Source organism: Streptomyces sp. NPDC044719, from assembly GCF_056433405.1.
This window is the reverse complement of sequence record NZ_JBWKHE010000009.1, coordinates 240,747-261,333: the sequence shown is the minus strand read 5'-3', so window position 1 is coordinate 261,333 and position 20,587 is coordinate 240,747. Positions and strand designations below refer to the sequence as shown.

20 protein-coding genes are annotated in these 20,587 nt (G+C 72.0%); 7 read left to right on the top strand and 13 right to left on the bottom strand.

What is annotated here, in order from left to right; all coding sequences use genetic code 11:
• Positions 1-4 precede the first annotated feature (4 nt).
• From AC07DF_RS33135 to AC07DF_RS33120, 4 genes are all read right to left on the bottom strand, one after another.
• On the bottom strand, positions 5-1,093 hold the full coding sequence (locus AC07DF_RS33135; protein WP_478979793.1) for a family 2 encapsulin nanocompartment cargo protein terpene cyclase: 1,089 nt from the start codon (positions 1,091-1,093) through the stop codon (positions 5-7).
• 622 nt (positions 1,094-1,715) lie between these two features.
• The gene (locus AC07DF_RS33130; RefSeq protein WP_478979791.1) at positions 1,716-3,173 is read right to left on the bottom strand and encodes a family 2B encapsulin nanocompartment shell protein; all 1,458 of its coding nucleotides are present in this window, start codon (positions 3,171-3,173) and stop codon (positions 1,716-1,718) included.
• A gap of 482 nt (positions 3,174-3,655) precedes the next feature.
• Positions 3,656-4,060 carry a hypothetical protein gene (locus AC07DF_RS33125; protein ID WP_478980224.1) on the bottom strand — a complete coding sequence of 135 codons (405 nt, stop codon included), beginning with the start codon at positions 4,058-4,060 and terminating at the stop codon, positions 3,656-3,658.
• A complete protein-coding gene (locus tag AC07DF_RS33120; RefSeq protein ID WP_478979789.1) occupies positions 3,958-4,410 on the bottom strand; it encodes an alcohol dehydrogenase catalytic domain-containing protein in 453 nt (150 codons plus the stop codon). The genes AC07DF_RS33125 and AC07DF_RS33120 overlap by 103 nt, the downstream gene beginning before the upstream one ends.
• Here AC07DF_RS33120 and AC07DF_RS33115 point away from each other — a divergent pair.
• Together AC07DF_RS33115 and AC07DF_RS33110 are read left to right on the top strand one after the other, a co-directional pair.
• Positions 4,409-5,209: a VOC family protein gene (locus tag AC07DF_RS33115; RefSeq protein WP_478979787.1), complete on the top strand. Its 801-nt coding sequence runs from the start codon at positions 4,409-4,411 to the stop codon at positions 5,207-5,209. The genes AC07DF_RS33120 and AC07DF_RS33115 overlap by 2 nt on opposite strands.
• Positions 5,210-5,250: 41 nt before the next feature.
• Positions 5,251-5,964, top strand: coding sequence for a ribonuclease H family protein (locus AC07DF_RS33110; RefSeq protein WP_478979784.1), 714 nt, complete (start codon positions 5,251-5,253; stop codon positions 5,962-5,964).
• Here the strand turns inward: AC07DF_RS33110 and melC2 are convergent, their stop codons facing one another.
• Both melC2 and melC1 read right to left on the bottom strand, forming a co-directional pair.
• A complete protein-coding gene (gene melC2 / locus AC07DF_RS33105; protein ID WP_478979782.1) occupies positions 5,965-6,786 on the bottom strand; it encodes a tyrosinase MelC2 in 822 nt (273 codons plus the stop codon).
• 31 nt (positions 6,787-6,817) lie between these two features.
• Positions 6,818-7,186, bottom strand: a complete 369-nt coding sequence (gene melC1 / locus AC07DF_RS33100; protein WP_478979780.1) for an apotyrosinase chaperone MelC1 — start codon at positions 7,184-7,186, stop codon at positions 6,818-6,820.
• A gap of 407 nt (positions 7,187-7,593) precedes the next feature.
• Between melC1 and AC07DF_RS33095 the strand changes: the two genes are divergently transcribed.
• Together AC07DF_RS33095 and AC07DF_RS33090 are read left to right on the top strand one after the other, a co-directional pair.
• The gene (locus AC07DF_RS33095) at positions 7,594-9,057 is read left to right on the top strand and encodes an MFS transporter (protein WP_478979778.1); all 1,464 of its coding nucleotides are present in this window, start codon (positions 7,594-7,596) and stop codon (positions 9,055-9,057) included.
• Positions 9,054-9,638: a TetR/AcrR family transcriptional regulator gene (locus AC07DF_RS33090; protein ID WP_478979776.1), complete on the top strand. Its 585-nt coding sequence runs from the start codon at positions 9,054-9,056 to the stop codon at positions 9,636-9,638. Before AC07DF_RS33095 ends, AC07DF_RS33090 begins: the two co-directional genes overlap by 4 nt.
• Here the strand turns inward: AC07DF_RS33090 and AC07DF_RS33085 are convergent.
• Positions 9,628-11,349, bottom strand: a complete 1,722-nt coding sequence (locus AC07DF_RS33085; RefSeq protein WP_478979774.1) for a cholesterol oxidase substrate-binding domain-containing protein — start codon at positions 11,347-11,349, stop codon at positions 9,628-9,630. The two genes, AC07DF_RS33090 and AC07DF_RS33085, sit on opposite strands and share 11 nt — an antisense overlap.
• Positions 11,350-11,502: 153 nt before the next feature.
• Between AC07DF_RS33085 and AC07DF_RS33080 the strand changes: the two genes are divergently transcribed.
• Complete coding sequence (locus AC07DF_RS33080) at positions 11,503-12,486, top strand: aldo/keto reductase (RefSeq protein ID WP_478979772.1); 984 nt, start codon at positions 11,503-11,505, stop codon at positions 12,484-12,486.
• A 24-nt stretch (positions 12,487-12,510) separates the two neighbouring features.
• Here AC07DF_RS33080 and AC07DF_RS33075 read toward each other — a convergent pair whose 3' ends face one another.
• Positions 12,511-12,855: a hypothetical protein gene (locus AC07DF_RS33075; RefSeq protein WP_478979770.1), complete on the bottom strand. Its 345-nt coding sequence runs from the start codon at positions 12,853-12,855 to the stop codon at positions 12,511-12,513.
• Between the two features lie 149 nt (positions 12,856-13,004).
• Here AC07DF_RS33075 and AC07DF_RS33070 point away from each other — a divergent pair, with 149 nt between their 5' ends.
• On the top strand, positions 13,005-13,502 hold the full coding sequence (locus tag AC07DF_RS33070) for a DUF6328 family protein (RefSeq protein WP_478979768.1): 498 nt from the start codon (positions 13,005-13,007) through the stop codon (positions 13,500-13,502).
• Positions 13,503-13,538: 36 nt separating this feature from the next.
• Here AC07DF_RS33070 and AC07DF_RS33065 read toward each other — a convergent pair whose 3' ends face one another.
• The 3 genes from AC07DF_RS33065 to AC07DF_RS33055 form a co-directional block, all read right to left on the bottom strand.
• The gene (locus AC07DF_RS33065; RefSeq protein WP_454359782.1) at positions 13,539-13,964 is read right to left on the bottom strand and encodes an SsgA family sporulation/cell division regulator; all 426 of its coding nucleotides are present in this window, start codon (positions 13,962-13,964) and stop codon (positions 13,539-13,541) included.
• A 62-nt stretch (positions 13,965-14,026) separates the two neighbouring features.
• Positions 14,027-15,058, bottom strand: coding sequence for a hypothetical protein (locus tag AC07DF_RS33060; RefSeq protein ID WP_478979765.1), 1,032 nt, complete (start codon positions 15,056-15,058; stop codon positions 14,027-14,029).
• Positions 15,059-15,149: 91 nt separating this feature from the next.
• Positions 15,150-16,121 (bottom strand): LLM class F420-dependent oxidoreductase, encoded by a 972-nt coding sequence (locus AC07DF_RS33055; RefSeq protein ID WP_478979763.1) that lies wholly within the window; start codon positions 16,119-16,121, stop codon positions 15,150-15,152.
• 73 nt (positions 16,122-16,194) lie between these two features.
• On the opposite strand from AC07DF_RS33055, the gene AC07DF_RS33050 reads away from it, so the two are divergent.
• Positions 16,195-17,628 (top strand): serine hydrolase domain-containing protein, encoded by a 1,434-nt coding sequence (locus AC07DF_RS33050; protein ID WP_478979761.1) that lies wholly within the window; start codon positions 16,195-16,197, stop codon positions 17,626-17,628.
• On the opposite strand, the gene AC07DF_RS33045 is transcribed toward AC07DF_RS33050, so the two are convergent.
• Positions 17,620-19,257, bottom strand: coding sequence for a serine/threonine protein kinase (locus AC07DF_RS33045; protein ID WP_478980206.1), 1,638 nt, complete (start codon positions 19,255-19,257; stop codon positions 17,620-17,622). The two genes, AC07DF_RS33050 and AC07DF_RS33045, sit on opposite strands and share 9 nt — an antisense overlap.
• 345 nt (positions 19,258-19,602) lie before the next feature.
• Positions 19,603-20,562, bottom strand: a complete 960-nt coding sequence (locus AC07DF_RS33040; protein ID WP_478979758.1) for a threonine/serine dehydratase — start codon at positions 20,560-20,562, stop codon at positions 19,603-19,605.
• Between the last annotated feature and the right edge of the window lie 25 nt (positions 20,563-20,587).

The window sequence follows — 20,587 nt, the reverse complement described above, 5'->3', positions numbered from 1 at the left end:
TGCTCTACCAGTAGTCGGGCAGGTGGTAGCGGTGGGTGTTGGTGGCATGCCACTCGTGGTTGCCGGACACCCAGGCGGCCAGGCTCCGGGCGTAGCGCTCGACGAGCGGTGAGGCGGCGGACAGGACCGCGCACTCCTCCTCGAAGGCGTCCATGATCTGGTTGTGGATCTCGACGGCCTTCAGATAGGCGGCCTTGAGTCCGCACTGCTCGTCGGCGGCGATGACCAGCGGCAGGTTGAAGTGGTCGGGTTCGGCCGCCAGCTCCTTGGTGAAGGAGTACAGGTCGTTGACGATCGTGGTGGCGTTGCACGCGAGGGCCGTGATCCGCTGGATCTCCGGCCGGGCGTAGACCGCCTCGGGCAGTTCGTAGCCGTCCACGGCGTCGACGATCGACAGGCAGGGGCGGAAGTTGTTGAACTGCCGCATCACCAGGTACTCCCAGACGCGCGGCACGTACCGGGTCTCCGCCCAGGCGGCCTCGGCGACGTAGCCGAGGTGCAGCCGGGCGATGTCGTGCACGAACCGGTCGGTCTGGCTGGGCGTGGCGAACCCGGCGTAGTCCTGCAGCGCACGGTGGTACGAACGCAACGGCCCGTCGGCGGTCAGCCCCTGGCGCCACTCCTTCTCCGCCTCCGGTGGGCCGTGGAAGGGGTCGAGTGCCGACTGGGCGATGACCAGGCGTCCGCCGAGACCGCGGGAGGAACCGCCCCGGTCCTCGTCCTCGGAGCAGTAGCAGCTGTCGACCAGGTTCTCCGCCAGCAGCAGCTCGCCTGCGACGGTGAGGCGGTCCAGATCGGCGGCGCCCGGATGCTGGAGCACCACGGCCCGGCCGAACTGGAACCCCGCGAAGTCCCCCGTCCACGCCGGCGGAAACAGATCGAGACCGTGCGCCCAGGCCTCCAGCCTCCGGTCGACCTCCTTGACCTTCTCGGGATCGGCGGGCACGGCGGCCTGATACCGAAGCCCGGGCACGGGCCCACCACGCCGGGCCCGTCCGTCACGGGCGAGGCTCGGGGGGCCGGGTGGGGTGCGGCGGGGGGTGGACCGGGCCGGGGAGTCGGGGGTCGGTCGGGCCGTTGGGCTCGGGGGCACCGAAGCCCGGGGCCCGAGGGCCGCTGAGCCCGGGGGGCTTGAGAAGGAGAAGCTGAGTGTGGGCGGGGCGGGCGGGCGGAAGGCCGGGCGGGTCGCGGAACTCGGTGGTGGAGGGGCCGCAGGTTCTGCCGTCGTTGCGAGGCGGGGGGATGCTGGGCCCGGAGGTGCGCCGACTGGACGGGCTTCGGAGCCCGGGGTGATCGCGGAGTCCGCGGGCAGTGGCGCCGGCACCGGAGACCTGAGGGCCGGCCGGGCTGAGAAACCGAAGACCGGCGGGGACGGAGGCCGGAAGTCCGCCCGTTGTGCGGAACTCGGTGGAGTCGGAGACCCTGGCCCCGGTGGACCGGGTTGGGGCGCGGAGGTCGAGGGCGGTGCGGCCGGGAACTCGGCGTTCGATGGGGTCGGCAAGCCGGGGTGTGGTGGGGCCGGAGCCTCTGGTCCCCGCGCGTCAGGTCGGGGCGCCGAGGCCGAGGGCAGTGGCACCGGGGAGCCGGTTGATGGCAGGGCCGGAAGGCCGGGCGTCGGGTGGGGCTCCAGGTCGGAGGGCTGGTTGGTGTCCGCGGCGGGAAGCTGCGAACCCGGGGACGAGGGATTGTTCATCGGCGTACTCGAGTCCACCCCGTCAGCCGGCCGTCCGGCCGATCTGCACGTTCTCCAGGATGCCCGCGGCGTCGGGCACCAGAATGGCCATCGAGTAGTACGCGGTGACCAGGTAGCGGATGATCGCCGTCTCGTCGACGCCCATGAACCGTACGTTCAGGCCGGGCTGGTACTCCTCCGGGATACCGGTCTGGAACAGTCCGACAACCCCCTGGTCGGCCTCGCCGGTGCGCAGCGCGATGATGCTGCTGGTGTGGTGGTCGTTGACCGGGATCTTGCCGCACGGGAAGAACGGCACACCCCGCCAGGCGGGTACCTCGTGCCCGTCGACGTTCACCGTGCCGGGCACAAGACCGCGCTTGTTGCATTGCCGGAAGAACGCCGCGATCGCCTTGGGATGAGCCAGGAACAGCCGCGTCTTGCGCCGCATCGACAACAGCTCGTCCATGTCGTCCGGGGTCGGCGGCCCCGAGAACGTGCTGATGCGCTGGCTGTAGTCGATGTTGTGCAGCAGCCCGAACTCGCGGTTGTTGACCAGCTCCCACTCCTGCCGCTCACGGATCTCCTCGATGGTCAGCCGGAGCTGCTGCTCGGTCTGGTCCATCGGGTCGTTGTAGAGGTCGGCGACCCGGGAGTGGACGCGCAGAACGGTCTGTGTGAGCGACAACTCGTACTCGCGCGGGGCGAGTTCGTAATCGACGAAGCCGCCGGACAGCACCGGCTCGCCCACGTGCCCGGCCTGCACCGGCACATCCGCCTCGCCTTTGCGGTTCATGGGCTTGCTCTGCTGTTCCGCGTAGGCCTGCAGATGGGCCGCGAGGGACGGGACGCGGTCCGTGTACTCCCGGAGGGCGTCCCAGGACAGCACCAGCACGACACCCGAGGTCTCCGCCCGTACGGACGTCAGCCACAGCGGGTCGGCCCGCCCGACGGCCTCGTCACCGAGCCCCTCGCCGTCCGTGACGACCCCGATGACCTCCTCCTCGCCGTACTTGCCGGCGGCGTACCGGGTGAAACGGCCGTGCACGATCAGGTAGGCCTCGGTGACGGGCTGGCCGGCCTCGAAGAGCACCTCGCCGACGCGCACCTCACGGACCTCGAAGCGCGACGCGATCTGCTTCAGCACCTCGCCGTCGGAGTAGCCGCGCAGCACGGGAAGTTCGGTGAGCGTCTGGGGGATGACCCTGATGTCGTCGGCACCGTTCTGCTCGAACTGCACCCGGCCCCGGCCGAGACGCAACGTCAGACGCCGGTTGACCCGGTAGGCACCGCCCCTGACGTCGACCCACGGCAGCGTCTTGAGCAGCCAGCGCGAGGTGATGGCCTGCATCTGCGGCACGGACTTGGTGGTGGTGGCGAGCTGGCGCGCCGCCTGCGTGCTGAGACTGGTGAGCTGAGCCTCGGCCGCGCCGGCGGCGGAAGCGGGGTCGGGGACGGGGTCCTCGGTGGCGGGGCCGGTGGTGCTTTCGGGGGCGGACACATTCCCTCCCTGGGATCGAACGGGCTGTTCGCTGAGTGAGCGGGGCGGAGTCCCTGCTGAACAGGGGTGGCATGGGACACGGGTGCGCCCTGTTCCGCCCCGGGCCTGAGCGGAGTGGTCGGCTGGGACGGACGGAGTGGTGGCAGGGACGGTGGGGTGGCCGGCGAAGGCGGCGGTCTCGTGGCGCCGGTGAGCCGGACGAGCCGCGAGGCATAGCCAAACAGCGGCAGAGGCGGCCGGATAACCGCGTGAAGGGGGCGGCTTCTCGCGCCGGAGGTGGCAAACCAACGATGGGTGTGGAGGACCAGCGGGCGGCTGCCCCCACGCCGGTCGCCCACCTCGTGCCGCCCGGCGCACAGGGCGCACGGACGCCGCGTATCGCCGGAGCCACCTCCCGGCCTCCTCCGGCGCACACCCCGCCGCGACTCACACGCCGGACCCGCCCCGTACGCACAGACGCCGGCCCCACCGAGGGCCCAGCTTCACCGCCAGTCGTTCACCAGCACCGCCGCCCCGTCGAACCGCCCCGCCTTCAGCTCCCCGAGCGCCTCCGCGGCCCGCGACAGCGGGCAGGGACGCGTGGTCGCGCGGACGCCGTAGCGGGCCGCCGGCGTCAGAGGGCGGCCGGGACCAGTTCGCCGGCCGGGGCGCAGAGGATCGCGCTGTCCAGCAGCTCCGGCGGCCTCGCGTATGCGTCCTGCGCGGACGTGGCGCCCAGCTCCAGCCGCCTCGCGGCCGCACCGCGCGGTCGCCGATGATGCCCGCGCACAGGAGGGCGCCGGTGTCACGTCCGGCACGTCGTCCGGCATCCGATAGGCGAACGCGGCCGGTACGGTCGTGTACTGCGCGTAGCCACCGTCGGCGTGCCAGCCCGTGTACTCGGACACTCGGGACAGAGGTCCTCCGCGCCGCGTGCGCAGGATGCGCAGTCGCCGTCCGTGCGGCGCGGCCAGGCCACAGCGACCCGATCGCCCACCGCCATGCCGTGCACCACCGCGCCCGCCCCGGCCACCTTCCCGACGACCTCGTGGCCGGGCGCGACACCCACCTGGCGAACGGGCAGATCGCCCTCGTCGACATGCAGATCGGTACGGCACACTCCGCAGGCGCGCACCCGCGCCCGCAACTCGTCGTCCGCACGTACCGGCGGAACCGCCCGTTCGGCGCGCGGGCCGACCCGAGGGTGACTAGCGTGAGGAAACGGACTATCCACCCATCCGGAGGGGGCCGCAGCCATGGCCGTGCAACCAGAAGGAGCCCCTTGCTGGGCCGACGCGATGTTCAGTGACCTCGAAGGCGCCAAGAACTTCTACGGAGACGTCCTCGGCTGGACCTTCGCCGAGGCCTCGGCGGAGTACGGCAACTACACCCAGGCCTACGCGGACGGCAAGGCGGTCGCCGCCGTCGTCCCGCCCATGCCCGGCCAGCCGGAGGCCCCGTCGCAGTGGTGCCTGTACCTCGCCGCCCGGGACACGGCCGCCACCGCCGCCCGGATCCGCGACAACGGGGGCGAGGTGCTGATGGAGCCGATGCAGGTCAGCGACTTCGGCACCATGTGCCTGGCCCGCGACCCGAGCGGTGTCGTCTTCGGCGTCTGGCAGGCGGGCACCCACGAGGGCTTCGAGGTGATGGCCGAACCGGGCGCTTACACCTGGGCCGAGGTCTTCACCCGCGAGCCCGAGAAGTCCGACGCGTTCTTCCCGGCGGTCTTCTCCTACCGGCAGCGGGACATGGAGGACGGTGAGATGGACTTCCGCATCTACGACCTCGGCGAACGCAGCGTCCTGGGCCGGATGAAGATGACGGAGGAATTCCCGCCCGAGGTGCCGCCGTACATCAACGTCTACTTCGCCGTCGGGGACTGCGACGACGCCGTGGCGAAGGCGACCAAGCTCGGCGGCGTCCTGCGGTTCGGCCCCATGACCACGCCGTTCGGCCGGTTCGCCGCCATCAGCGATCCGCAGGGCGCGAACTTCTCGGTGATCGACACCACGACGACCGAGGGAGACATGCCGAAGCTGACCGACGTGTCGTAGCCACCCGGCCCTCCCGGCCGGGCGGACCGTGCGGCCATGGCATGATCGAGCCCATGCGTGAACGTGTTGTGGCCGCGTGCGACGGGGCTTCGAAGGGAAACCCGGGGCCCGCGGGCTGGGCCTGGGTCGTCGCCGACGCTTCCGAGAGCCCGGTGAGCTGGGAGGCCGGGCCGCTCGGCAAGGCCACCAACAACGTCGCGGAACTGACCGCGCTGGAGCGCCTGCTGGCGGCGACGGACCCGGACGTACCGCTCGAGATCCGGATGGACTCGCAGTACGCGATGAAGGCCGTCACCACGTGGCTGCCCGGCTGGAAGCGCAACGGCTGGAAGACGTCCGCCGGCAAGCCGGTCGCCAACCAGGACCTCGTCGTGCGCATCGACGAGCTCCTGGACGGCCGCTCGGTGGAGTTCCGCTACGTGCCCGCCCACCAGGTCGACGGCGACCGGCTCAACGACTTCGCCGACCGAGCCGCCAGCCAGGCCGCCACCGTCCAGGAGCCCGCGGGCAGCGAGCTCGGATCCCCCGAGCCGCCGCCCGCCCCGGACACTCCGGCCAAGGCTCCGCGTTCCCGGCCCCGCGGCGGCTCGGCGCGCACCGCGAAGGGTTCCGGATCGAAGGGCTCCTCGCGCACCATCAAGGCGAAGTTCCCCGGCCGCTGCCAGTGCGGCCGCTCCTACGCGGCGGGCGAGTCCATCGCCAAGAACGACAGCGGCTGGGGGCACCCGGACTGCCGCACGGCCGCGACCGCCTGATCAGGCGTCGAACGTATAGTGCGCCGTGTGGTCCAGCAGATCCGCCGGGCTCGTGTCGTGCCACGGCCGCATCGTCTCGTTGAGGTCGATCACGTTCGGCGTGCCCGCGGTCGGCAGATAGCCGGAGCCGGGGTGACGCCGCTGCCACTCGGCCCACAGCTTGTCGATGTACGCGTGGTGCAGCCAGAACACCGGGTCGTTGGGCGAGGCGCCGGTGGCCATGTGCCCGCCCACCCAGACATGGACGCGGTTGTGCAGATTGACTCCGCGCCAGCCTTCGAGGTGGTTGCGGAAACCGTCCGAGGCGCTGTTCCAGGGCGCCATGTCGTACGTCGGCATCGACAGCACCGACTCGACCTCGGCCGCCGTCGGCAGCTGGCGTCCCCCGGCACCCAGGGAGCGCCGCAGGAACGTACGCCCGTCGACCCGTACGTTGATCGTCCAGTTGCCGGCGGACGCGGCGAACGGCCCGTCCGGCACCCGGCCGTCCCGCTCGCGCCCGGTGCCCCCGAGGAAGTCGGGCGCCCACAGCGAGGCACGCGGCGTCCGGTCGACGGTCCAGTCCCAGTACGGCAGTGCCACCGACGCGTCCACCGACTGGAGTGCCCGCTCGAACTCCAGAAGGAATCTTCGGTGCCAGGGCAGGAAGGACGGTGAGCGGTGGCCCGTCCGCTCGCCGTTGTCGGTGTCGGAGACGATGAAGTCGTTGTGCGTCGTGACGAATTCGTCGTAGCGGCCGCTGCGCTTCAGCTCCATGAGGGCGGCGGTGAAACGCCGCTTCTCGTCGGTGGTCAGGGCGGACTGGTTCTTGCGGACGGTCATGTGCGGGTGCTCCAGAGCCTTTCGGTGCGGGTCAGTTGGCGGGGAAGGGCAGCAGCGGCGCGCCCTGCAGCTCGTCCACCGCGGCGCGGGCGGCGGCGCGCGGGGTGGCCACCGGGTCGTAGTGGCTGACGACGCTGATCCAGGTGCCGTCCGCGTTGCGCATCACATGCAGTTCCACACCGTCGACGAACACCGCGTATCCGGCGCCGTGGTGGTGATGACCGGTCCCGGTGGCCGGTCGGCCCTGTATCCGGCGGCCCTTGTAGACCTCGTCGAAGGTCCCGGGGGAGTCGTGCTGCCCGGTGGCGGCCGTGGCGGGTACGACGGCGGGCAGAACGCCGGCCGTCCCGGCGAGGACGGCCGCGGCGGTGAGCGCGCGGCGACGGCTGAGTTCCGGCATGCGGACCTCCTGGGTCGGTTCGGGGGTTGACCTGGGCATGCCTACCGGTCCGTCCGGTACCGGGAGAAATCCGCGCGAGCCGGTTGGCTGCGATCCGGGCAATTCCCCTTATGTCATGCAAGATTGAACGAAGGTGATCTTGCTCCCAGGGGTGGGGGAGCGGGTGCGGAAGGGGAAATTCCGCCCGCGAGGGGTGCCGGGGTGGTTGTTCCTCCCCGCGTGGTCCGCTGCCCGTGGCGCACATCACGCCGCGAAAGTGGCGCGATCCGGCGGTCCGGTCGTCAGGACTCCCGGCGTGTCCTCGGGGCCGGACCTGACCTCCCGGCTTGGGTGAATGACAATTCACCGGCTAAGGTGAATTGTCATTCACCCGCCGCCTCGCCCGGGCGCCGCCCACTGGAGAGCCGATGGACCGGACCGCCGCGATGCGCAACCGGCTCACCGTCCCGGTGCTCGCGTTCGGCGGCATCCTCATGGCCGTCATGCAGACCGTGGTCGTGCCCCTGCTGCCCGACCTGCCCCGGCTGACCGGCGCCTCGGCCGGTACGGTCTCCTGGATGGTCACGGCCACCCTGCTGTCCGGGGCTGTCCTCACCCCGGTCCTGGGCCGGGCCGGCGACATGTACGGCAAGCGACGGGTGCTCATGGCGGCCCTCGGACTGATGACCCTGGGCTCGGTCCTGTGCGCCCTGACCTCCGACATCGGCGTGCTGATCGCCGCCCGCGCCCTGTCCGGCGCCGCCGCCGCGGTCGTTCCGCTGTCCATCAGCGTCCTGCGGGACGAGCTGCCGCCGGAGCGCCGGGGCTCGGCCGTGGCGCTGATGAGCTCCACCGTCGGCATCGGCGCCGCGCTCGGCCTGCCGCTGGCCGCGGTGATCGTGCAGTACGCGGACTGGCACACCATGTTCTGGGTGACCAGCGCCCTCGGGGCCGCGGGCGTGACGCTGGTGTGGTGGGCGGTGCGGGAGTCGCCGGTGCGCGAGGCGGGCCGGTTCGACGTGCCGGGCGCGCTGGGACTGGCCGTCGGCCTGGTGTGCCTGCTGCTCGGGGTCTCCCAGGGCGGGCAGTGGGGCTGGGGCAGTCCGCGCGTCGTCAGCCTGTTCCTGGCCGCCGCCGTCGTCCTCGCGCTGTGGTGGTGGCAGCAGCTGAGGGCCGAACAGCCGCTGGTGGACCTGCGGTTGGTGGCCCGGCCCCGGGTCGGACTGTCCCATGTGGCCGCACTGCTCGCCGGATTCGCGTTCTACGCCAACACCCTGGTGACCGCCCAGCTCGTGCAGGCGCCCGAGACGACCGGGTACGGGCTCGGTCTGTCCATCGTCGCCACCGGCCTGTGCCTGCTGCCCAGCGGCGTGGTCATGCTGCTGCTGTCACCCGTATCCGCCCGGATCTCCGCCGCGCGCGGCCCGCGCGTCACCCTCGCCCTCGGAGCGGCGGTCATCGCCGCCGGGTACGCGGTCCGTATCGCCGACAGCCGCGATCTCTGGATGATCATCGCGGGGGCCACGGTCGTCGCGACCGGGACCACCCTGGCCTACTCGGCGCTGCCCACGCTGATCCTGCGTGCCGTGCCGGCCGGGCAGACCGCCTCAGCCAACGGCGTCAACGTCCTGATGCGGACGATCGGCCAGGCCGGCTCCAGCGCCGCCGTGGCCGCCGTCCTCGTGCACCACACCAGCCTGATCGGCGGGGCCCCGGTCCCCACCCTGCAGGGGTACCTGCTGGCCTTCGCCATGGCCGGAGCGGTCGCGCTCCTGGCCGTCGTGGCGGCGCTGTGCATCCCGGGCGACTCCGCGTCCGGCGAACCGGGCGGTCCTGAACCGGGCGGGGGCCGCACCCGGGGCGCGCACGACCGGGCGATGGAGGGAGCATGAGTGCCGTGAGCACTCCACCCGTCACGCCCACGCCGGCCCGCAGGGACGCCGAGGCGACCAAGGCGGCCATCCTGAAGGCGGCCCGGTATCTGCTGGCCCGGCACGCGCACGCCGACATCACGCTCAAGGCGGTCGCCGAGCGCGCCGGTGTGAGCCCGCCGCTGATCCTCAAGTACTTCGGCAACAAGGACACGCTGTTCGCCCGGGTCATGTCCTTCGAGAGCGACGCCGCAGCCCTGCTGTCCGCGCCGCTCGAGGAACTCGGACCGCACATGGTCCGGCACGTCCTGGTCAGCCAGTTGGAGCAGGGCGCCGACCCGCTGCTGCGGATCGTGTTCGCGCCCCTGCACGGCGAGCAGGGCGACATCCTGCGCGCCAACTTCCGCACCCAGGTGACCGACCGCCTCACCGACCGTCTCTCCGGGCCCGACGCCGGTCTGCGCGCCGAACTGGCCGTCGCCACCCTGCTCGGCCTGGGCGTGATGTACGGCATCGCCCGCGGCACCGAGGTGCGGGTGAGCACGGTCGACGCCCTGGTGGACCGCTACGCGCCCTCGGTGCAGGCGCACCTCACCCCGTAGCGCCCTGGCCGAACAGCCGGTCCAGGAAGGCGTTGCCGTAGACGCGGTGCGGATCGAGCCGGTCCAGCGCCGCGTCCGCCTCGGCCCACTCGGCCGGACCGACCGCGGCCGGAACCACCGAGCCGAGCACCTCCTGATCGCTCCACACCCCGTCGTCCGTGTACGCCCACCCCTTGGACCACTCCACCCGCGTGAGTGCGAAGCCGCCGTCGAAGGTGCGCAGCAGGAACTGCTCGATCTCACGCAGGAACGCCTCCGCGTCCGGCGTGCCCGGCAGCGTCAGGACGTCCAGCCACACGGCCGTGTCCCACTCGGGGTGGTCCTCGCGCGGCCGGAGCGCGGACAGCAGCGGCGGGCGGGCCCCGGCCACTCCGGCGTCGCCCGGCTCGTCCAGGCCGGTCACCCGGATCTCCACCGAGCCGTTGACGGGGAAGCTGCCCCGGGCCGCGTACGCCGCCAGCCGCTCCCGGTAGAAGGCGGCGAACTCGGAGACCACCCGCTGCACCTGCTCCCGCGAGGTGAGCACCGCGTACCCGTCGGCGTGCACCCGCAGGGTGGTCGGCTTCAGGTACAGCAGCGTGTTCTTGGACGGCCCCCAGAGGTCGGCGGACAGCGTCGTCACAAGCCCGAGCGCGGCCGCGTCGTACTGCGCGGTGCCCAGCACCGGTGCCAGGTACCAGGCAGCGTCCGACGTCATTCGCCCCACCAGCTCCGCCACCGGTGCCGGGATGTTGTCGGAGAAGGGGTAGTTGTACGGCCGTGTCACGGGCCGCGAGGTCAGCGGCCGGGTGGGGGAGACGCTCCACACCTTCAGCCACGGATGCTCGGTGAAGGCGAACCAGATCGCCTCGACCCGCCCGGCCTCGTCCAGGAAGCGCGAGAAGGTACGCCCGGAGGAGCCGGGTGCGGCGAACAGTTCGCCCGCCGGGATGTCCGTACGGCTCACGCACCGCAGGTTCGTGTTCGCGCCCACCCGCAGCACCACTTCGGTCACCAGGGACCGTCCGAGATGGGTCAGCAGCGCGGCGCAGTCCGCCTCGTCGCGGCGGAACGTGCGCAGCACGTACGCGTCGGCCCGGGAGTCCCAGACGACCGCCGTCAGGGACAGGATCAGATTGCTGAGCGAGCCGTACGTGTGCCCGGCCGGCCGGTGTTCGTCCCGCGCGGGGACGGCCGTGCCGTGCGCGTCGATCGCCAGGGCCCCGCCCAGCGTGAGGACACCGGGAGCGGGTGCGGCCGTGACGCCCAGGCCGTGCTCCTCCAGGAAGGTCAGCAGCGCCTCCATGGTCACGCCCGTTCCGGCCCGCACGGCCGTCGGCGAGTCCAGCGCCAGGCCGGTCAGGCGGGGCGTGGTGTCGACGAGCAGGACCGGCGCGCCGGACGGCGTCCCCTCGGTCACGGTCAGGGGTGACCAGCCGTGCGAGGCGCCCCGGGCGCGCACCCGCCACCCGTGCCGCCACGCCCAGTTGACGACGTCGGCCACCTGTTCCGGGCTCGCCGGCGCACAGGCCCACAGACCGTCGGCGGTGATCTCGCCGACCCAGTTCCGGTACGCGGAGCGGTACAGGGCGACGTCCGCCGGGAAGTCCGGCAACTCCGCCGCCGCGACCGCCGGATCCGCGGGCAAGCCCGGCACGGCTGCCAGGGCGGCCGCCGTGCCGAGGAAGCGCCGGCGCGTCCAACGCGGGTCCCGCGAAGGGAGGTTGCTCACTGAACCAGTAGTCACGTCGAGTCACGCTAGGCGCCGGTTGACACGTGACATATTCATGTCGCATCTATTCACTCGTGTGAGTGAATTTGGCGGGTTCGGCGGCCGGAGCGGCACCTTCCGCGCGGACCCGTGACGGATGACAGACTGACGCCCATGGACGAGCGCACATTCGACAGGTCGGGTCAGCACGCTTCCGTCGTAGGCCTGGGCACATGGCAGCTGGGTGCCGACTGGGGGGACGTCGACGACAAGGAAGCCCTCGCGGTACTGGAGACGGCGGCCGAATCCGGGGTGACCTTCTTCGACACCGCCGACGTGTACGGCGACGGACGCAGCGAGCAGACCATCGCCGCGTTCCTCAGCGGCAGGCCGGACCTGCACGTTCTGGTCGCCACCAAGATGGGCCGCCGGGTCGACCAGATCCCCGGGAACTACGTGCTCGACAACTTCCGCGCCTGGAACGACCGGTCGCGGCGCAACCTCGGCGTCGACCGGATCGACCTCGTGCAGCTGCACTGCCCGCCGACGCCCGTCTACTCCACGGACGAGGTGTTCGACGCCCTCGACACCCTGGTCGAGGAGGAGCGCGTCGCCGCGTACGGCGTCAGCGTCGAGACCTGCGAGGAGGCGCTGACCGCGATCGCCCGGCCGAACGTGGCGAGCGTGCAGATCATCCTCAACCCGTTCCGTATGAAGCCCCTGCGCGAGGTGCTCCCGGCCGCCCGTGCGGCAGGGGTCGGCATCATCGCCCGTGTCCCGCTCGCCTCCGGTCTGCTGTCGGGCAAGTACACGCGGGAGACGGTCTTCCCCGAGAACGACCACCGCGCCTACAACCGGCACGGCGAGGCCTTCGACGTGGGCGAGACCTTCTCCGGCGTCGACTACGCCACCGGTGTCGGGGCGGCCGCCGAGTTCGCGGCGCTCGCTCCCGAGGGATACACCCCGGCCCAGCTGGCCCTGCGCTGGATCGTCGAGCAGCCCGGCGTCACGACCGTGATCCCCGGCGCCCGCTCACCCGAGCAGGCCCGTGCCAACGCGAACGCCGCGCGCCTGCCGGAGCTGTCCGGCGAGACGCTGGCGGCGGTCCGCGACCTCTACGAGCGGCGCATCAAGGACCAGGTCGAATCCCGCTGGTAGAGCCGGCCTCCCGCCCGGGATCCGTCACGGCACCAGGAGCAGTTGCCGTTCCTGCTCCTGGTCGCCGGAGGCGACACCGTCGTCGCGGGCCGTGAAGGCCCGGGTGAGCGTGTCGCTCGCCCGCCGCACCGCCTCCGGGGTGCCCTGCACGGTGACGGTCACCGGCGCGGACAAGCGCTCGCCGCTCGCCGCGGGGCTTCCGGCGTCACCGGCCTCCGCGTCGCCGAAGGTCGCCATGTGCACCGTCGCGTTCTCGTCGGCGGGAAGCTCGTCCGGCGCCCCGAACGTGCCTTCCAGGGCACGGACGACCGCTCGCGCGTCGTCCGTGCCACCGCCGCTGAGCGTCACGGTGAGCTGCGTTCCGGACATGCGTCCACGACCTCCTCGGGTTCTGCGTTCTTCGCGTCGTCCGTGTAACCGGCGCCTGATCGCTCAAACCGCCGCGCGACCCGGGACGACGGCGTTTTACGGGGAACTCGCGGGAGAGAAGGACGCGAGGTCTCACAGCGGGAGGAACAGTGTCGGACACGGCAGAGGGCGGGGCCAGGCGCCGGGGGCGCGACGAGACCGAGGAGGAGAGAGCGGACCGGATGTGGCAGGAGCTCATCCAGGAGGTCCGCGTGGCCCAGATGGGCGTGCAGATCCTGTTCGGTTTTCTGCTCACCGTGGTGTTCACCGAGAAATATGACGATCTGACCAGCACGGATCAGACGATCTACCTCGTGACGGTCGTCCTCGGCGCGTGCGCGACCGGGGCCCTCATAGGGCCGGTATCGCTGCACCGCCTCGTCTCCGGGCGGCGCGTCAAGCCGCAGGCGGTTCGGCTGGCATCCCGGCTGACGCTGCTCGGCCTTCTTCTGCTGCTGGCCACGATGACGGCCTCGCTCCTGCTGATCCTGCGCGTGGCCACGCACGACGGCTTCGTGCCCTACCTGGTCGCCGGAGTGGTCTGCTGGTACCTGCTGTGCTGGTTCGTCCTGCCCCTGTGGACCAGGTACCGCCATACGTCGGAGTGACGGCGGTACCGCTGAGCCGGCCCATGGCTCCGGGGATCAGCCCCCGGCGATGACGTCCGCCAGGAAATCGTCCACATGGACCTCCTCGCGGCCCGGCGGGACCATCTCGTGGGTCTCGCGCAGAAACGCAGCGAACCCCGGGGCCCACGCGAACACCAGGGCGTGATGGCGGCCGCCGTCGGGGCGGGCGTCACCGAGGAACTCCAGGCGCAGCTCCTGCCACATGCCCCGCGACACCGGGCGGATCCGCACGTCGCCCATCCCGACCGGACGCCGCAGCCCCTCGGCGAGCATCTCGCGGTCCAGCTGCCACCGGGCGAGGACCCGCCCGTCGTGGCTGAACACAAGGGTCACGGCGAACGGGTCCGCGGCGTCGTAGCTCAGGTGGGCGAGTACCGAGAAACGGTCCGTGTCACCGGCCTGGAGCTGCACCACCAGGGTCTTGTGCACGAAGGAGTTCACGAAAGGGCCTCCGGGATGAACCGACGTAGAGCCCTCTAGTACCCCTCACACGCGCAAGATGCTCAGCCCTCCGGGTGATTCCCGCGGGCACCGCGCAGGGACTCGATGCACACGGCCACGGCCCGCTGCAGCTCCTCCAGGCGCTCCACCATGTCGTCCTCGTAGAACTCCGGGGTGTCGTCGAAGGTCAGTTCCTCGAACACCTTGGTCGCCTTCTGCAGGCTGCTGTAGAACTTCGTGCGCCGCTCCCGCACCCGCAGCCCCGGGTCGGTCTCCACGGTCTCGACGACGAGGGACTTCATGGTGTCGTACGCCTCGGTGGCCCACTCACCGGCATCCTCGTTCTCATCCAGCTCGTCGATGAGCGACAGATGCCGCTCGGCCTCCTGGCGCAGCTCGGCCGGCGCGTCGAGGGTCTGCCCCGCGGGCGTCTTGATCTGCCCCGACTCGGCGATCTGGCGCACGTATCCGATGCGGTCGGCCGCCCTGCTCTCGCCGGCGACGGCCTTCTTCAGCTCGTCGGTGCGCACGACGTCACGGGCCAGCTCGGCCTGCAGGCCGGGGTCCTCCCGGACCCGGTCCAGCAGGGCCTGACGGGCCGCGCGGGCGGTGGAGGGGTCGGCGAGGATCGCGGCACGCAGGGCGGTGGGATTCTCCGCGACCTCCAGCGCCTTCGTGGGCCGGATGCCCTCCGCCTCGGCGGCCTCGGTGATGGCGGTGCCGCGCTCGGAGGTGGCGCTGTTGCGGGAGACGTAGTAGCTCAGCCACACGTCGGCGTCCGGCAGTTCCACGTCCTGGCCCGGCGTCAGCGCCTCGAAGTGCGGGACCAGGCCGTCGTCGGCGGCCCGGTCCCACGCCTTGTAGTAGCGCATGACCCGGTCCGCGGAGCACCCGGCGAGCTCCGCGAACTCCTTCGCCGACACCTTCGGCGTCTCGTCCGCGCCCTGCCCGCCGGGCCGCACGCTGCGCGCCACCTTCAGCCCGAAGGCCCACCCTCCGGTCCGGGCGTACGCCCCGAACTCCCGCGCGTCCAGCGCGACCAGGTCGGAGACGGGCGACGGGGAGGTCTCGGGCGGGGTGATGGCTACGGTCACGGACGACTCTCCTGAAGGGGGTTGGCTGCATCGAGTACGTGCAGGCCGGAAGCCTATCCCCACCGGCGGAGAGCCTTTCGCGCCACCGGCCTCAGCCGAAGGCGTCACGCAGGGCGGGCAGCAGGGTCTTCTCCGACCAGTCCAGGTACGCCGGCTGCGACTCGCCGCCGATCTGGACCAGGGCGATCTCGGTGAACCCCGCCTCGGCGTACGGGCGGACCGCATCGACGAACGCGTCCGGGTCGTCACCGCACGGAATGGCGTCGGCCACGTCGTCGGGCGTGACGAACTGAGTGGCCGCCTCGAAGGAATCCGGGTGCGGCAGCTCCGAGTTGACCTTCCAGCCGCTGCCGAACCAGCGGAACTGGGAGTGGGCGCGCTTGACGGCCGTGTCCCGGTCGGGGTCGTAACACACCGGCAGCTGGCCGATGCGGGGCTTGCCCGCGCCGCCGTGGCGGTCGAACGCCTCCAGCAGCCCCGCCTTGGGCTCCGTGGCGATCACCAGGTCGCCGAGCCGGCCCGCGAGTTCGCACGACCGCTCCCCGGAGACCGCGACACCGATGGGCGGCGCCTCGTCCGGCAGGTCCCACAGCCGGGCCGACTCCACGTCGAAGTGCGTGCCGCGATGGTTGACGTGGCCGCCCTTGAAGAGGGCCCGGATGATCTCCACGGCCTCCTCGAACATCTCGTGCCGTACGTCGACGGACGGCCAGCCGCCGCCCACCACGTGCTCGTTGAGGTTCTCGCCGGAGCCGAGACCCAGCCGGAACCGGCCCTCGGACAGCAACTGCAGCGTCGCCGCCTTCTGCGCCACCACCGCCGGGTGGTAACGGAACGTCGGGCACGTCACGTACGTCATCAACGGGATACGTGACGTGGCCTGGGCGGCCGCTCCGAGCACGGCCCACGCGTAGGGCGAGTGGCCCTGCGAGCGCAGCCACGGAAAGTAGTGGTCAGAGGTCACCGAGAAGTCAAAACCCGCCTCCTCGGCCCGCACCACATGGTCGACGAGCTCTCGGGGGCCGGTCTGCTCGGTCATCATCGTGTATCCGATTTGCACCATAACCGGCGAGTCCCCGGACAGCGGGCGTGAAAACGGCTCGATCAAGGTTCGCCGGCAGGGGGAGGATGCCTCCATGAGTGCCTCCGCCCTGCCCACCGGCAGCCCCGCCGCCCAGGGCGTCGACGCCGCCGGCGTCCACGCCTTTCTCGACGCCCTCGAAGCGGCCCCGGAGATCGAGCCGCACAGCCTGATGATCATGCGGCACGGACATCTCGTCGCCTCCGGCTGGTGGGCGCCCTACACCCCCGACCGCCCCCACCTGCTGTACTCGCTCAGCAAGAGCTTCACCGGGACCGCCGCCGCCCTGGCCGAGGCCGAGGGGCTGCTCGACTTCGACGCGCCCGTGATCTCCTACTTCCCGGAGTTCGAGGCCGACATCACCGACCCCCGCAGTCGCGCCATGCTCGTACGCCACGTGGCGTCCATGTCGAGCGGCCATGACCGGGAGACGGTCGACGAGGTCTTCGAGCTGGACCGGGCGGAGCCCGTGCGCGGGTTCCTGCTGCTGCCGCCGGACCGCGACCCCGGCACCGTCTTCGCCTACAACCAGCCCACCACCTACACACTCGCGGCGATCGTCCAGCGGGTGACTGGGCAGCCGCTCACCGAGTACCTGCGCCCGCGGCTGCTGGACCCGCTGGGTGTCGGCGAGGTGTTCTGGCAGCGGGGCCGCACCGGCCGCCAGATCGGCTTCAGCGGTCTGCACGCCACCACCGACGCCGTCGCCCGGCTCGGTGAGCTGTACTTGCGCGACGGGGTCTGGGAGGGCAAGCGGCTGCTGCCCGAAGGATGGGTGGCCCGAGCCGCGCACCCGCACGTCGCGACCGCCGGTGCCATGGGAGACGCGGACCGGCAGGACTGGGACCAGGGCTACGGCTACCAGTTCTGGACCTCCCGGCACGGGTACCGGGGCGACGGCGCCTACGGACAGTTCTGCCTGGTGCTGCCCGAGCACGACGCGGTGATCGCGACGACCGCGGCGACCGAGCGGATGCAGGACTTCCTGAACCTCGTCTGGAAGCACCTGCTGCCTGCCTTCGGCCCCGAGCCGCTGTCCGGCCGGGAGGCCGACGACGCGGCCCTGCAACAGCGCCTCGCCGGGCTCGCGCTGCCGCCCGCCCCCGGCAGTCCCGCACCGCCCGAACGGGCCGAGGACTGGGCCGCCGCCGAGTTCGTCTCCTCCGAGGAGGACGGTCCGGCCCGGTCGGCCGGGCTCGTGCGGGACGCGGACGGCTGGACGCTCGGGCTCACCGAGGGCGAGGCCCGGCTGGACCTGCGGATCGGGGCAGGGGGCTGGACGGTGGCGGAGGGGCCGCTCCCGACCGCGGTGAGCGGCGGCTGGACCGATTCCGGCACGCTGGCCGTGGAGGTGGTGTTCCTGGAGACCCCGCACCGCCTGGGCCTGACCTGCTCCCTCGCGGACCGCACGCTCACCGCGCGCTGGCGCACACAGCCGCTCCAGAGCGACCGGATCGCCGCCCAGCGCGCACCGCGCGGCTCAGTCTGAATCCGGCCGGAAGGTCTTGAGGACGGTGCGCAACGTCTGCTCGTTCGCGCTGTCCTCCCAGTCGGCGGCCGGGGTCGTCCAGCGCAGCGAGAAGCTCCGGCCGCCGCCCAGCAGGATGCCCCGGCCGAAGGTGCGCACGCGGGTGTCGCCGATGTCCGCCGTCCACTCCATGTCGGCGGCCTCGCGCCCCTGGTACGTCGTCGCGTGGATCGCGCCGATCCGGTCGTAGCCATCGGACTGCTTCAGGTTCGGTTCGACGTCGTCCCGCCACACGGCCACGGGGTCCGGGCCCGCGTCCGCGCTGTAGGTGACGGCCAGCGTGCGGTCGTCACCTTCGGCGCCGAAGACGACCCGGTACGCCAGGCCCTCGCGGTCGGTGTCCAGCCGCTTCCAGTTCTCGGGGAGCGCGACGGAGAAGCCCTCCGGCGCGTGGTAGCGCTGGAAGCCGGGCGGCAGGCCGGTGGCCGGGGCGGACGGCGTGGGCTCGGGGGGCGACGGGGTGGGCGTGGGGGAGGAGGGCTTTTCCGTCGGGCTGGGCGTCCGGGACGGCTCGGGAGCGTCGCCGCCGGCGCTCTCGCCCGGCGAGGCGGCGGAGGCCGGCGGCCGGGGCGGCGAGTCGGCCGCCTCGCTACCGGTGTCACTGCCGGGCAGCCCCTGGGTCGCGGCGAGCACGGCGACCGCGACGGTGACCACGGCCAGGGCCGTCCCGGCCACCATGGTCCGTCTGCTCCAGGCCGGGTTTCCCGGCAGCATGGCCGCGTAGGAGCCGCGCAGCCGCGGGGCCTGCACCGACCCCAGGGCCGCTTCCGGGTCCTCGCTGAGCGCGCGGGTCAGCGCCTCACGGACCACCTGGCGGGTCAGACGCTCCCGTGAGTCCTTGCGGAGCAGCCCCTGCACGACCTGGGTGAGCGGCCCGGTGCGCACCGGCGAGCGCAGCGGCAGCCGGTCCACGGCCTTCAGGGTGTTCTCCGGGCGCCCCCGGTCACGGAAGGGCGGGCGTCCCTCGACCATCGTGTAGAGGATCGCGCCCAGCGCCCACAGGTCGGCCGCCGGGCCGATGCGCTCGTCCCGGGCCTGCTCCGGAGAGGCGTACGCGGGGGCCGTGAGCCGGGGCGCGAGGGTGGCGCCCGCCAGGCCGTAGCCGGTGACGACGACCGAGTGGTCCTCGCGGACGAACACCTGGCCGGGGCTGAGTTCGCCGTGGGTGATGCCCTCGGCGTGCGCCGCGTCCAGCACGTCGAGCAGCTCCAGACCGACGCGCGCGGCCCGCACGTAGTTGAACGTGCCCTGCTCCGAGAGGAGTTCGCCCAGCGGCGTGCCGTCGATCCACTCGTTGACGGTCCACAGGGCGCCGGCCTCCTCGACGGTGTCGACGACCGTGGCGATCCGGCCAGGGCACAGCAGCGCCATGTTCTCGGACGTGCGCAGCAGCCGGGCGGAAGCCCGGCGCTCGGGCTCGAGCGGGTCGTCCGGAAGCCCGATCTGGGTGACGAGACACGGCCGCGAGACCTCGCCGGCGCCGGTGTCCTCGGCGTACCAGCAGATGCGGTTGGTCTCGCGCTGGATGATCTCGAGCAGCCGGTACCGGCCGGCGACCAACTGGTGTGTGGAGACGTGCGCCCTGCCCATGGCCATCCCTCGACTGGAAACCTGGCTTTCAACCTTTTCCAGAGGTACGGGGAGTGAGGCGCACTCCGTTCAATCGGAGAGCAACTCCGTGTTCATTCTTGTCTTTTGTTCAAGAGGTGGGGGCAAGTGCCCGAGGAAAAACGGTCTTTCACGCGCTCAGGGCCTCCTTACCTCGGCCGCCCGGGCCTCCATGGTGCGGAGAATTCGCCCCGCCACCGCCCCCGGATTCGCGAATTCCGGGCTGGCCTGGTGGTAACCGCCGGTAAATGTGGCGGTGTACAACATCTGAACTCGCAGCCCTCCGATGAATTCCGCGACGGATTCCCCGCGAGGCGGGCCCGATCCTCAGCGCAGACCGAAGCGATGCGACCACGCGGTCATGTCCTCCGTGGTCACGTTGCCCCCGCACACCACCAGACCGAGCCGGGCTCCGTCATCGACCCGCTCCAGGACCTGCCGGGCGGCGGGCAGCAGACAGCCGGCGGCCGGTTCGGCCCACACCTTGGCGTGGTCGGCCAGCTCCAGCGAGCCCCGCACGGCCTCCCGGTCCGGGACCACGAGCACCTCGGTGACCAGGGCGGAGACATGGTCGTACGTCAACCGCGACACGGACGGGGCGCTGAGCGTGGAGACGATCGACGACAGGGCGACCGGCAGCGGGCCGCCCGCCGCCAGCGCCTCGGACATGGCCTGGGCGCCCTCGGTCTCCACGCCCCAGACCCGCACCCCGGGCCGCCGGGCCCGCAGTGCCGCGGCGACACCGGAGATCAGCGCGCCGCCCCCGATGCTGACCAGCACGTCGGTGAGCTCCCCGGCGTCGTCGGCGAACTCCAGGCCGACCGTGCCCTGCCCGGCGATCACCACCGGGTCGTCGAAGGGGTGGACCAGGGTCAGCCCCTCCTGCTGAAGCCGCGTCATGAGCGCGAACGCCCCGTCCATGTCGTCGGTCAGCCGCACCGAGGCGCCGGACGCCTCGGCGATCTCCACGGCACGGGAGGGCGCCGAGCGGGGCATCACCACCGTGGCCTTCACATCGAGGGCCGCCGCCATGACCGCGACGGCGATCCCGTGGTTGCCGCCGCTGACCGCCACCACCCCGGCGGCCCGTTCCGCCTCGCCCAGCGACAGCAGCTTCGCCGCCGCCCCGCGCGCCTTGAACGAGCCGGTGCGCTGCAGCAGTTCCAGCTTCGTGGTGACCGGGGCGCCCAGCAGTTCCGACAGCCCCGGGCTCGGCACGGTCGGCGTGCGCACGACACGCCCGGCGATCCGCTCGGCCGCTGCTTCGATCTCCGAGATGCCGATCACGGCTGTCGTCCTTCCGGCGCGGGGT